The 13,581-nt window shown below is 39.1% G+C and carries 12 protein-coding genes; 10 read left to right on the top strand and 2 right to left on the bottom strand.

What is annotated here, in order from left to right; translation table 11 throughout:
- Positions 1-12: 12 nt before the first annotated feature.
- Positions 13-1,221: a serine hydrolase domain-containing protein gene (locus HDE70_RS22970; protein WP_183866251.1), complete on the bottom strand. Its 1,209-nt coding sequence runs from the start codon at positions 1,219-1,221 to the stop codon at positions 13-15.
- Positions 1,222-1,358: 137 nt separating this feature from the next.
- Here HDE70_RS22970 and fumC point away from each other — a divergent pair, with 137 nt between their 5' ends.
- Genes fumC through HDE70_RS22940 form a run of 6 tightly spaced genes read left to right on the top strand, consistent with a single transcriptional unit; the run spans position 1,359 to position 5,584 of the window.
- Positions 1,359-2,756, top strand: a complete 1,398-nt coding sequence (gene fumC / locus HDE70_RS22965; protein WP_183866250.1) for a class II fumarate hydratase — start codon at positions 1,359-1,361, stop codon at positions 2,754-2,756.
- A 1-nt stretch (position 2,757) separates the two neighbouring features.
- Complete coding sequence (locus HDE70_RS22960) at positions 2,758-3,255, top strand: fumarate hydratase (protein WP_260161932.1); 498 nt, start codon at positions 2,758-2,760, stop codon at positions 3,253-3,255.
- 9 nt (positions 3,256-3,264) lie between these two features.
- On the top strand, positions 3,265-4,065 hold the full coding sequence (locus tag HDE70_RS22955) for a S1/P1 nuclease (RefSeq protein ID WP_183891945.1): 801 nt from the start codon (positions 3,265-3,267) through the stop codon (positions 4,063-4,065).
- A gap of 4 nt (positions 4,066-4,069) precedes the next feature.
- Entirely contained in the window at positions 4,070-4,510 is a 441-nt protein-coding gene (locus tag HDE70_RS22950) for a low molecular weight protein-tyrosine-phosphatase (protein ID WP_183866247.1), read from the top strand.
- A gap of 3 nt (positions 4,511-4,513) precedes the next feature.
- Positions 4,514-5,074: a DUF1543 domain-containing protein gene (locus HDE70_RS22945; RefSeq protein WP_183891944.1), complete on the top strand. Its 561-nt coding sequence runs from the start codon at positions 4,514-4,516 to the stop codon at positions 5,072-5,074.
- Positions 5,075-5,125: 51 nt separating this feature from the next.
- The gene (locus HDE70_RS22940; protein WP_183866245.1) at positions 5,126-5,584 is read left to right on the top strand and encodes a PA2169 family four-helix-bundle protein; all 459 of its coding nucleotides are present in this window, start codon (positions 5,126-5,128) and stop codon (positions 5,582-5,584) included.
- Between the two features lie 58 nt (positions 5,585-5,642).
- On the opposite strand, the gene cphA is transcribed toward HDE70_RS22940, so the two are convergent.
- Positions 5,643-8,258 carry a cyanophycin synthetase gene (gene cphA / locus HDE70_RS22935; protein ID WP_183866244.1) on the bottom strand — a complete coding sequence of 872 codons (2,616 nt, stop codon included), beginning with the start codon at positions 8,256-8,258 and terminating at the stop codon, positions 5,643-5,645.
- A gap of 522 nt (positions 8,259-8,780) precedes the next feature.
- Here cphA and HDE70_RS22930 point away from each other — a divergent pair.
- From HDE70_RS22930 to HDE70_RS22915, 4 genes are all read left to right on the top strand, one after another.
- On the top strand, positions 8,781-9,656 hold the full coding sequence (locus HDE70_RS22930; protein ID WP_183866243.1) for a cyanophycinase: 876 nt from the start codon (positions 8,781-8,783) through the stop codon (positions 9,654-9,656).
- Between the two features lie 5 nt (positions 9,657-9,661).
- Positions 9,662-10,504, top strand: coding sequence for an isoaspartyl peptidase/L-asparaginase (locus tag HDE70_RS22925; RefSeq protein WP_183866242.1), 843 nt, complete (start codon positions 9,662-9,664; stop codon positions 10,502-10,504).
- 20 nt (positions 10,505-10,524) lie between these two features.
- The gene (locus HDE70_RS22920; protein WP_183891943.1) at positions 10,525-11,196 is read left to right on the top strand and encodes a hypothetical protein; all 672 of its coding nucleotides are present in this window, start codon (positions 10,525-10,527) and stop codon (positions 11,194-11,196) included.
- 191 nt (positions 11,197-11,387) lie between these two features.
- The gene (locus tag HDE70_RS22915; protein ID WP_183891942.1) at positions 11,388-13,538 is read left to right on the top strand and encodes a carboxy terminal-processing peptidase; all 2,151 of its coding nucleotides are present in this window, start codon (positions 11,388-11,390) and stop codon (positions 13,536-13,538) included.
- Positions 13,539-13,581 lie beyond the last annotated feature (43 nt).

Here is a 13,581-nt window from a genome sequence, read left to right as displayed (position 1 = left end):
AATCAGATTTTTTTAATCTTCATCACTACCCGGCATAGAACCGGTTCCTGTATAGGCACCTTTTCTGATAACCGGAACACCCAGGTGTTTATACAGATCATCTAAGTGCATCAGGCTTCCATTAGTCAGGTTGCCCAGGAAAATAATTACAATATTCTTTTGTATATCACGCACATAGATGTGGCGGAAACCATGCCACCAACCCGTATGATAAACTACTTTACGTCCATTTTCTCCATCATACATTCTCCAGCCGTAACCGTAGTTAAAGTGGCCATTGATAGCTTTATTATGACCTGTATAAGCAGAATCAAGACTGGATTGCTTTAATAACCTGCCTTTTTTTAAGGCGTTGTCATATAAAACAAGGTCATGAATTGTGCTATAGATTCCTTTGTCACCTACAGGGCCATCCAGGAAGTTTTGTACTACTGAATATTTCCAGGTGCGGTCATGGCCTACAACATCAACAGGTATTTTTGAATAAGCGGTAGTAGAATATACATGTGTATGTTTCATGCCGGCAGGTTTGAAAACATACTCCATCATGTAATCTGAGTATTTTTTGCCGGTTACTTTTTCAATAATAGCACCAAGCACCATAAAATTGGAATTATTATAATGGAATCTTGTATCTGGTTTAGCGTAACGATTCGGTTTGTATTGTGCAATGAGGTTCATTACATCGAGGTTACTCATCGGTTTCTTTTTATCTTTCCATACACCATCACTGAAATATACATAATTCATCATTCCGCTGCGGTGGGTAAGCAAGAGTTTTACCGTGATGTCTTCGTAAGGAAAATTAGGGTAGAATTGTTTAACGTTATCTGTTAATTTAAGTTTGCCCTGTTCCACCAGCTGCATAATGGCAACTCCGGTAAATGTTTTAGTAATAGAGGCCAGTTCAAATTCAGAATTGATCTTTAAACTGTCACGATGAAGGTAATCGGCCCATCCGATTGCTTTTTCATAAAGTATCTTACCGTCTTTGGCAACGAGCATATTGCCGTTAAACCCAAATTTCTTGTGCAGATTATCTACAAAATTAGCGATCCATTTGTCCCCTTTAGCCGGGTCATATGAAATGAGGAGGCTATCAGCTTTATCATCATTTACGGTTCTGATCTTCGGATCCGGATGTTTTTTGTTAGCATGTGAACAGGCACTGATGAGAAAAGTGGCTAGTAAAGCCACAGGAAAAAAGGTACGGTAAGTCATGAATTAGTTTAGTCTTTTTTGAAGGCTGAAAAATAAACAATATTAAGCCTTTAAACGCAAAAGAGTTTTAAACATTATCATATACTTTACATTCTTCTATAGAGATAAAAGCTTATTTTTGAAAAAAAACAAAAGAAATGAATTTTAGAACCGAACACGACACCATGGGCGAAGTGCAGGTCCCTGCTGATAAGTATTGGGGTGCACAAACTGAACGTTCACGTAATAATTTTAAAATTGGTCCTGAGGCTTCAATGCCAAAAGAGATTATCCATGCTTTTGGTTATCTCAAAAAAGCTGCGGCACTGGCCAATCAGGAACTTGGTGTGCTTGCAAGTGATAAAGCAGAATGGATTGCTAAGGCATGCGACGAAGTAATCGCAGGACAGTTAGATGATCAGTTCCCTCTGGTAATCTGGCAAACAGGTTCCGGAACCCAGAGCAACATGAATTCCAATGAAGTGATTGCAAACCGTGCACATGTGATGAATGGTGGCAGCCTGGCAGATGAGAAGAAAATTCTTCATCCAAATGATGATGTCAACAAATCACAATCTTCAAATGATACTTATCCTACAGCTATGCACATTGCGGCATATAAACAAGCTGTGGAAATTACTATACCAGGTTTAGAAAAGCTGGAGAAAACTTTAAAAGCCAAAGCGGTTGAGTTTGCACAGATCGTGAAAACAGGAAGAACCCACTTTATGGACGCAACTCCGTTAACATTGGGGCAGGAGTTTTCTGGTTACGCACAACAAATTACCAACAGTATCAGAGCAGTTAAAAATGCTTTGGTGATGATTACCGAATTAGCTTTAGGTGGTACTGCTGTAGGAACAGGATTGAATACGCCAAATGGGTATGATGTACTGGTTGCCCGCAAAATTGCAGAACTTACCGGTTTACCATTTGTAACTGCTCCAAACAAGTTTGAGGCGTTGGCTGCACATGATGCCATGGTAGAATTATCAGCTGCTTACAAACGTACCGCTGTGGCTTTAATGAAAGTTGGGAATGATGTAAGAATGCTGAGCTCAGGTCCGCGTTCGGGTATTGGTGAGATTATTATCCCTGACAATGAGCCAGGATCTTCTATTATGCCAGGAAAAGTTAATCCTACACAGCCAGAAGCATTAACTATGGTTTGTGCACAAGTAATGGGTAATGATGTAACTGTAGGTATTGGTGGCAGCAACGGACATTTCGAACTGAATGTTTTCAAACCGGTTATTGCAGCGAATGTATTGCAGTCGGGAAGATTAATTGGTGATGCTTGTGTGTCATTCAATGATAACTGCGCAGTAGGTATTTTGCCAAACTTACCTGAAATCAAAAAACATCTGGAAAACTCTTTAATGCTGGTTACAGCGCTTAATCCGCATATCGGTTATGAGAATGCGGCTAAAATTGCTAAAAAAGCACATAAAGAAAATAAAACACTTCGTGAAGCTGCTGTAGAGCTGGGATTGTTGACCAGTGAACAATTTGATGAATGGGTGAGACCAGAAGATATGGTAGGTAGTTTAAAATAACATGAATAGATACCATTATCTAATTATTCTATTTTGTTTGATGGCGTTTCCCGGTTGCGAGAGACGCCCAAACGTTCAGGGTAATGGAGAAACTTTTTTACAGGGCGTCTGGAGCCAGGACAGCATTGCTAATGCGGCTAAACTGATGAATTATACGCAGCATCAGGTAAAAATTACCTGTGACTCATTTTATGTTGACCTGACTACACATTCAAAGGTTAACTATTATGAAGATCCCTGTTACAATAATGGCGTTTGGAAAGAGTATGCAAAAGGTGTATACCAGGTTAGAAAAGATAGTTTGTTTTTAGAAGGAACTTATACTAAAGCTAATTATAAGCAAAAGGTTTCCGGTTGTTATACGGTTGGAATATACAGGAAAAGTTTTCTGATCAAGTCAAAGGATTCCACTCACCTTTCTTTACAAAGCCTGAGTGATCAAAGGGATGTTAATCTTGTCCTGAAACAAAAAATCAAATGTGTACCGCAAGAATTATAAAATAAAACAATGATTTCAGTAGTAAATATAAAAAAGGTTTGTATCGCAGTCGCATTGATTGCTTACCTGCCATTGAATGCAGCAGCCTGGGGGCAAACAGGACACAGGATTGTCGGACAAATTGCCGACTATTATCTGACTGCAAAAGCCCGTAAAGCTGTAAAACAGGTATTGGGAAATGAAAGTATGGCGATTGCAAGTAACTGGCCGGATTTCATCAAGTCGGATACGACATATAATTACCTTACCAGCTGGCATTATGTAAATATTCCTGGTGATCTGGATCAGAATGGCGTATTTAATTTCCTGGAAACAAGTAAGGAGCCTAATGTTTACAATAAGATTCCGGAGATGATCAGGATCCTTAAGAATAAGCAAAGTACCGCTGATCAGCAGCAAATGGCTATGCGTTTATTGATACATATGGTAGGCGATGTACATCAGCCTATGCATACCGCAAGAAAAGAAGATCTTGGTGGTAATAAAGTAAGTGTAATGTGGTTCGGTCAGCGTTCAAACCTTCACCGCGTATGGGATGAAGATCTGATTGACAGACAGCAGTTGAGCTATACTGAATATGCAACAGCGATTAATCATCCTTCGAAAGAGCAATTTATGAAATGGAGCCATGATTCTCTGAAGGAAACTGTTTATGAATCTTATGTGGCTTGTAATAAAATATATGACAAGACTAAGGCTGACGATAAATTAAGCTACCGTTATAACTTTGAGTTTGTTGACCTGCTGAATGAGCAGTTGTTAAAAGGTGGGGTACGTTTAGCACAGATTATTAACGATATTTATTCATAAGCCGATGAAGATTCTGATGGTTTGCCTGGGTAATATCTGCCGTTCTCCACTTGCAGAAGGGATTGTGAGGCAATTAATTGCCGATGAAAACCTGGATTGGGAAGTCGCTTCTGCTGGCACAGGAAACTGGCATACCGGTCAGCCCGCAGATAAAAGAAGTATATCCATAGCTAAAAACTATGGATATGATATTTCCAGGCAACGTGCCCGGCTTTTCGAACAAGAGCTGTTTGATGAATTTGATCATATCCTGGTGATGGATAAAAACAATTTACGTGACGTCTTGAAATTAGCTGCAAATGAAGCGCATCGTCAAAAAGTAAGATTGTTTTTGACTGATGAAAAGGAAGTTACTGACCCTTACTTTGATGATCAGCTATTTGATCCGGTTTTTTTGACGATAGAAGAGAGAGCAAAAAAACTGATAGAAGAATTAAAAAAATAAAGAATGGAGCCGTTGAAATTATATCAAATACTAGTAGGGTGTAAACCAGCAGGCAGAAATACGGAACAACATGATGTATTTTTTGCTGTAGGAGCATCGTTAAAAGACCTGACCACTCAAATTCTGGAGTTCTGGCCTGAGGCAAATGGTAAAATACATTTAGATGCGTGGAGAGAAGTAACGTCGGTAGAAGGATTTAACATATCGATCGTTGAGAAAACAGCGGGTCATACTCAACCTTCAAAAGCCTTGTTTTTCCTTAATCTGGGTGGATATAAAAAAGACGAATTTGATGAACTGCATTACAAAATGCTGCTGGTTGGAGCTGATAAAGCTGAAGTGATTAAAAAGGCTAAAGAGTCTGCATTTTTTCTGCATACAGGTTTTGAAGGCGCATCGTCTCATATAGATGATAAATATGGTGTTGATGTAGATGACATCTTTGAAATTGAAGAGGTGCTGTCACCTGAGCTTAAAGAACGCTATCAGATTTTAATAACTGCTGGTGAAACAGCTGTTCAGGATGAAATTCACCTTGGATATCTTCCTTTGAAAAATTTGTAAAACTTTTCTGCGGGGTACACGTTACTTTCCTGACACTAATTTTTTAGAGACATGGAAAATACTAAAGTAAACCCAGAAACACTGAACGACCTGATTCAAATTAATAATGACCGTATTGCTGGTTATGAAAAAGCTATTCAGGAATTATCACCTGAAGACAGTGATCTGAAAGACTTATTTGTGAAAATGGTAGCAGAAAGTCATAAGCATAAACTGGCTTTAGCTTCAGCAGTTCAGGGTACAGGTACTGAATTGGAAACTGGCACTACCACATCAGGTAAAATATATCGTGCCTGGATGGATGTAAAAGCAGTATTTACAGGACATGACCGCAAAACCATCTTAAATAATTGTGAAGCGGGAGAAGATGCAGCTCAAAGAGCATATAAATCTGCTTTAGAAGAGGAAGGTCTTTCTGCGGATACCAGGAGCTTAATTACGGAGCAAAAATCGGAGCTTCGTGCATCTCATGATCAAATTAAAGGATTAAGAGATCAGACTCCATCTTAGTATATAAACAAAAAATCCTGAGCAATATGCTCAGGATTTTTTGTTTAATAAGAATTGGTTAAATACCAAATTCCTTATCCAGATATTCCGTTACCTTTTCTATTGCACTATCAATAGTATCACTTAGAATAGTTATGAAAGAACCTGATTTTGCTGTCGCTATCAGGAATTTCAAACAGTCTGAAGAGTCATTATTAATGATGATCTCCATATTAGGTTTAACTTCTCTTATGCCTGAGATCAAAATATCTATGATGTCCTGCGGCTGACGGCCACGAAGATATCTTTCCTGACAAATAATGATTTTATCAAACATTTGGGCAGAGATACGGGCGGTTTCTTTGATGTCTTCATCACGCCTGTCACCAGTTCCTGAGATTACTCCAATATGTTCTGTCGCTTCAATCGTTTTCAGATAATCTTTGATCCCGTTAAATCCATTTGCATTATGTGCAAAATCCACAAGGATTTTAAACTCTTTAAATTTAAAGATGTTCATTCTGCCTGGTGTTTGTGCCGCAGAAGGAATAAAGGTTTCCAGAGACATACGTATATCTTCAATCTTATATCCCCAAAGGAAGGTAGACAAGGTCGCTGCCAGAACATTCTGGATCATGAAATCAACACTGCCACCAAAGGTTAGCGGGATATGCGTTACTTTGTCCACTCTGATCTTCCAGTCTCCCTTTTTGATCGTAATATAGCCGTTTTCATAGATTGCTGCTGAACCGCCTTTTTTGCAATGCTCCACAATAACCGGATTATTCTCATCCATACTAAAGTAAGCCACTTTGCAATCGGCAGTTTCAGCTATTTTAACGCAGTATTTATTATCTGCATTCAATACTGCCCATCCGTCTCTTTTAACCGCCCCAATAACAACTGCCTTTACTCTGGTCAGGTCATTTAAGCTATGGATATCTGCAATTCCAAGATGATCTTCCTGGATGTTGGTTACTACACCAATATCACAGCGTTTAAATCCAAGTCCGGCTCTCAGAATACCACCTCTCGCTGTCTCTAATACAGCAAACTCTACAGTAGGGTCTCTCAATATAAATTCTGCACTCACAGGCCCGGTTGTATCTCCCTTCATCAGCATCGTATTCTGTACATAGATACCATCCGATGTTGTGAAACCAACTCTTGTACCATTGCTTTTCACAATATGTGCAATCAGCCTTGTTGTGGTTGTTTTTCCATTGGTTCCGGTTACCGCGATAATTGGAATTCTGTTGGCTTTACCAGGAGGATATAACATATCAATCACTGGTGCAGCAACATTTCTTGGTAAACCTTCACTTGGAGCAAGGTGCATCCGGAATCCCGGTGCAGCGTTAACTTCAAGGATTACCCCACCATTTTCTGTTAGTGGTTGTGTCAGGTTTTGTGCCATGACATCAATTCCACAGATATCTAAACCGATGATACGGGATATACGTTCACTAATGAAAATATTTTGCGGGTGAACAAGATCGGTTACGTCAATAGAAGTTCCGCCTGTACTCAGGTTAGCTGTTGATTTTAAATAAACAAGCTCTCCGTTTGGCACAACGGTTTCCAGTGTATAGTTCTTTTTAGATAACAAATCAAGCGTATCGCGGTCCACGAGTATTTCTGTTAAGACATTTTCATGTCCGTAACCGCGTCGCGGATCTTCGTTTTCTTTATCAATTAATTGCTGAACAGTAGCAGTTCCATTTCCGGTAACATGGGCTGGTACGCGTAAAGCTGCGGCAACCATTTTATTGTCAATAACCAGAATCCTGAAATCGTATCCTGTGATAAAGCTTTCAATGATTATTCTTCTTGAATATTGTTTAGCATGTTCAAATGCAAGTTTAGCAGCTTCCGGTGTTTTAACATTTATAGAGGCACCCTTACCGTGATTTCCGTCCAATGGTTTAAAGACCAGTGGAAAGCCAATGCTTTCAATGGCATCATCCAGTTCACTGATGTCGGAGATGGTCACTCCATTTGCCACTGGTATAGCAGAATCCTTTAAAATTCGTTTGGTTTCATCCTTATCTCCGGCAATATCTACAGCGATACTGTTCGTTTTTTCGGTCATAGTTGCTCTGAAGCGCACCTGGTTTTTACCGTAACCTAACTGGATCAGAGAGCTTTTGTTCAATCTTATCCATGGGATATCCCTTGCTATAGCTTCATCTACAATAGATCCGGTGCTTGGGCCAAGACGTTCCATTTGTCTTAATTCCCTTAACCGGTGAATATCAAATTCAAGATCGTAATCAAGGTTGTCAATCAGGGCTTCTGCGATTCTAACGCTGGCTTCTGCGGCGTATATCCCTGCTTTTTCTTCCAGGTAGCTGAATACTACATTATAGGTGCCTTCTGTTTTGGTTTGTCTTGTTCTTCCAAAACCTGTATCCATACCTGCCAGTGTCTGAATTTCCAGCGCGATATGTTCAATGACATGACCCATCCACGTTCCTTCTTTAATACGGGCGAAGAAGCCTCCTGGTTCACCTTTCGAGCACCTGTGCGTAAATAAACTTGGAATCATTTTTTCCAGACGATCACCAAACCCATCAATCAGATTTGTCGGACGTTGTTCCATGTCCTCCAGATCTAATCTCATTTGTATTAGTTTTTTCCTGTTGACCGACCAGATATTTGGTCCCCTTAGCACTTGAATGCCGAGTATTTTCATATATGTTATTTATTGTTTTTTAAAGGTGATGAAGCTTGCCAGGCTGAAAGGCTCTGGCAGGTTTCATATATGTTATTTATTGTTTTTTATTTTTGTGTATAAGGCGATGAAGCTTGCCGGACTAAAAGTACCCGGGCGGGTTTAACCCAATGAAACAACCAGTTTCATCCTGCATTTGTTTTTCTAATCATGTTTCTTTAACAGTGAACCTGTTGTCCCCGGGGACTGTCCTGACTTCAGGATTATTCGATTTAAGTTTCAATAAAGGTTGTGTATGGATAATTCCGTTGTTGTTTTTTGTTAAAAACGCTGTTAAACGGTTAATCAATATATGAATGTTTTTTAATAAATAACCGATGTTATCCGCTTAAAAACACTTAAAATATAAACGTGCATAAATTTAATCAAAGAATTGGATAATAAACGAATAATTGTTGTTTGGACACAGATTATTGATTAAATATGGTAATATTTAAACTAATGAATATATATTTGAGATTTTAGGCTAAGAAAACAAATAAAATGGCTCCAAAAGGTAAATTGATAATTATTGGTGGTGCAATAAATACCGGAAGTTTTACTGAAACACAATTCGGACTACCTCAGAATATGAATTTCTTTGAGCGTGGTATTCTAAAACGTATTACTACTGAATCTGTTAAAGACACTGCATCCCGTTTCGAGATCATTACAACGGCATCGCTGGTTCCTGAAAAAGTTGGAGAAGAATATATTAAAGCTTTCGCGCAACTTGATGTACATGATGTTGGCGTACTTAATATTGTTAACAGAGAGCAGGCAAATGATCTTCTCAATTGTAAAAGGGTTAAAGCAGCTGATGTACTGGTGTTCACTGGCGGAGATCAACTCCGGTTATCGTCTATTTTTGGAGGTACGGCCATACATGAAATCCTGCTCGATAAATATGCCAATGAAAAAGTTGTAATTGCGGGAACCTCAGCAGGAGCGGCGGCAAGTTCTAAAAATATGATTTACCAGGGTAATAGTAAAGATGCCCTGTTAAAAGGAGAAGTCAAAATTACTGCCGGACTGGGTTTTATTGACGGCGTGATTGTTGATACCCATTTTGTTCAACGCGGTAGAATCGGGCGTTTGCTTTATGCAACAGCAAGCAGTCCGGGGATACTTGGAATTGGCCTTGGAGAAGATACAGGTTTGTATATCTCAAATGGCAATACCATGGAAGCAATCGGCTCAGGAATGGTTATCCTTGTTGACGGAAGAAGTATGTCGGATACAAACCTGACAGATGTAGAAATGGGGCAACCGGTTTCCATCAAAAATATGGTAGTACATGTAATGTGTGACGGGGATATTTATGACCTGACAGCGCACCAGTTAACTATCCATCATCCAAAAGTTATACCTACACCCTAATTAGTATGAAGTTAATCATCCACGGCGGTTTTTTTAGTGAATCTTCCACCAATCAGGAAACTAAAAAAGCGAAGCAAGACGCATTATCCGAAATTGCTTCACTGTCTCATACCTACCTGCAATCTCATACCGCACTGGAAACAGTAGCTTACGCAGTTAATTTGCTGGAGGATAATGTGCTCTTTAATGCGGGTTTGGGCTCACAGATTCAAAGTGATGGTAAAGTGAGACTGAGCGCTTCTATTATGGATGGAAAAACGCAGAAATTTGCCGGGGTAATCAATATCCAGGATGTTCAAAACCCTATCCGGATTGCTTCATTACTCTTAAATTATGAAGACAGCGTATTAAGCGGGGAAGGTGCAATAGATTTTGCGAGAAATAATAAATTCCCCTATTTTGATCCGGTTATACCTCAGCGTTTAGCTGAATTCGAATTAAAACTTAATCAGCAGAATAACAAAGGTACAGTGGGTTGTGTAGCATTGGATGCTGCCGGTAATCTTGCGGCCGCAACCTCCACCGGAGGAAAAGGCTTTGAAATTCCATGCAGGGTCAGTGATTCTGCAACTGTAGCCGGGAACTATGCAAATGACCATGCCGGGATTTCCTGTACCGGAGTAGGCGAAGATATTGTGAGTGTAGCGCTATCGGCCCGGATTGTGACCAGGGTCACTGATGGCTTTACTTTAAAGGATGCTTGCGATAAATCTTTCCGGGAATTAAAAGCTATAAATGGTTTTGCAGGTGTCATTGGCATTACCGCTGCCGGCGAAATCTACCACACTGATTCACATCCCTATATGGTTTGGGCTTCTTTTGATGTTAGTTTACAGGTGTTTAACTAAAATATATATATATTTGTAATATGTATAAACTCTGTTTCGCTTTGCTATGCCTGGGATTCTCCGGGTCAGCAATGGCACAAACAAATACCTTTGTTCAGCAAGAACCACTCTCAAACAATGGTTCGATCACTATTGCTGTATCCGGAGCAGATGGTGATTTCTACTTTGAACAGGCTGAGAAGAATGAAAAGAACGGGGATTTAAATGATGCGGTCACCCTGTTTGGAAAAGCCGCCTTTGAATATAATAACTCTAAGAATTTTTCCCGTTACGGTGCCTCTCTTTTAAGGCTGAGCAATGTTCATTACCTGATGGAGCATTACACCGAAGCAGAACAGGTGACTTTAAACGTTGCACTTAAAACTTATTCACGTTTTGGAAACAGAGTCGGACAGATGGCTTCTTATAACCAGTTAGGTAAAATTTATCTGGCGTCAAATAAGCTGACACAATCCATGTGGTTCTTTACTCAGCAGGGGATTTTAGCCAGACAAGTCAATAATAACTCTGCTTATATTGACTCTATACTTGGCCTTGTGCAGGTTAAAATGAAGAAAAAGGAATTTTCGCTGGCCTTAAAGGATATCAATCGGGCAGAATTATTTGCTAAAACCACCAATTTAAATCAGTTTAAAGGTCAGTTTAAGCAGGCCAGAACTTCTATTGCAGAAAAGAAGACTACATTAAAATAAAATCATCTCTTATTGAACTCCATTGAAAATGCTGTTTATGTGTCTGTTAGCACTTATTTTAATCGCTGATATAGATTATATTGAACACTATTTAATTATCTTTGGTAAAGATTACAGAAAAGAGACAGTATAATGCTGTCTCTTTTCTGTTTATTTGAGAAATTGGTATCATATTGGTTGTTATTATAAAAATGGATTTTAAATTATTTAAAGAGATGTTGAAAAGAATATTACTGGTAACCTTCACCGCAGCTGTACTTGCCTGCTCGGCCGCTCCAAAACCACAACAGTTGGTTGAAGGTATCCCTAATATTAAGCCTGATGAGCAGCAGAGTTTGGTATGCAAGGAGATCGTGGCACTTATAGAAAACTATAACTATAAGAAATTAACAGTAAACGATTCTATTTCCTCTCTTGTACTTGATAAATATATCAAGGCACTGGATCCATATAGAAGTTATTTTCTGGCTTCAGATATTAAAGATTTCGAACAATTCCGTACTACATTAGACGATGCTTTCAGAATAGGTGACCTGAGTGCTCCATTCTATATTTTCAACGTTTATTCTAAAAGATATAACGAGACGCTGAATTATGCAATGGCACATATCAAAGACAAGTATGATTTCAATCAAAATGATACTTATGTATTTGACAGAGAGAAAATGCCGTGGGTAACTTCCACAGCTGCCTTAAATGACATCTGGAAAAAGAGAGTTAAATATGAATTGATTAATTTAAAGATTGCTGGTACTGCTGAAGCTAAAAATGTAGAAACACTGACTAAAAGATATCAGAACCTGAAATCTCAGTCTTCTAAATTGAATAATCAGGATGTATTCCAGATGATTATGGATGCTTTTACGGAAACCATTGATCCGCACACAAATTACTTTAATCCGGCTAAAGCCGTTCAGTTCAATGAAGATATGGCACGTTCTTTTGAAGGAATCGGTGCACGTCTGCAATTGGAAAATGATATCCTGAAAATCTCTGAAATCATTCCTGGCGGGCCGGCTTTTAAAAGCAAATTACTAAATTCTGGTGACAGAATTGTTGCCGTAGGACAAGCAACCGGAGAATTCGAAGATATCATCGGATGGAGAATTGATAACTCTGTTGCAAAAATAAAAGGGCCTAAAGGCACTAAAGTAAGATTGAAAATTATTCCTGTAGGTCAGGACATGTCTTCTAAACCAGTGATTGTTGAACTGACCAGGGAGAAAATCGTGATGGAAGATCAGTCTGCTAAAAAAGAAGTAAAAACTATTGAATCCAATGGTAAACCTTATAAAATAGGGATTATCAGTGTTCCGGCATTTTATGCTGATTTTAAAGCAGCAAATGCAGGTGACCCGAATTATAAAAGTACAACCCGTGACGTAAAACTATTAATTGATACCCTGAAAAATAAAGATAAAGTTGATGCGATTGTAATGGATCTTCGTGCAAATGGGGGTGGTTCATTATTAGAAGCAATTGATCTGACAGGATTATTTATTGATAAAGGGCCTGTAGTTCAGGTTAAAGATTTAAAAGGAAACGTAGAGGTTAGCAGTGACGAACATCCGGGTGTTGCCTGGTCTGGTCCTTTCGGTGTAATGGTAGATCGTTTGAGCGCTTCGGCATCAGAGATCTTTGCAGGAGCAATTCAGGACTACGGAAGGGGAATTATTATAGGTACACAAACCTATGGTAAAGGAACTGTTCAATCGTCAATTGACTTAAACAAACTGGTTAATCCTTCTATCCTGCAACGTTTGGCAAGCCTGGTTCAAAAAGGTGCTCCAGGTTCTGGTTTGACTATCAAAAGTGGAAAAGATACCCCTCAGCTTGGACAGATCAACCTGACTATGGCTAAATTCTATCGTGTAAACGGTAGCAGTACACAACATAAAGGAGTAATGCCGGATATTACACTGCCATCTTTTTATCCGATGGATAAAATTGGAGAAGACACAGAAACGTCAGCATTGCCATGGGATGAGGTTCAAAAATCTAACTTTATACCAGTTGCAAACTTAGCTGCTGTAAAACCAGAACTGGTTAAACTGCATGATGCAAGAATGGAAAAATCACTGGATTATAAAGTGCTGATTCAGGGAATTGCTGATATGAAGAAACGTGATCAGGAAACCTCTGTGACTTTGAATGAAGGTAAACTGAAAGCAGAAAGAGATAGCCTTGAAGCTAAATCTCTGGAAAAAACCAATAAACTAAGAGCTTCAAGAGGTCTGCCACCAGTTAAAAAAGGAGACAAGATCAAGAAGAACGAAGACTTTGACTTCTTCCAGGATGAAAGTCTGAGAGTAATGGGTGATTTTATCCAGCTTAAGCCATAAGCTGAATTCATAAATAATAAAAAAGGGGCTGCTCAAATCTGAG

The sequence above is a fragment of the Pedobacter cryoconitis genome, assembly GCF_014200595.1.
GTDB lineage: Bacteria > Bacteroidota > Bacteroidia > Sphingobacteriales > Sphingobacteriaceae > Pedobacter > Pedobacter cryoconitis_C.
This window is presented reverse-complemented; position numbering and strand designations above follow the sequence as displayed.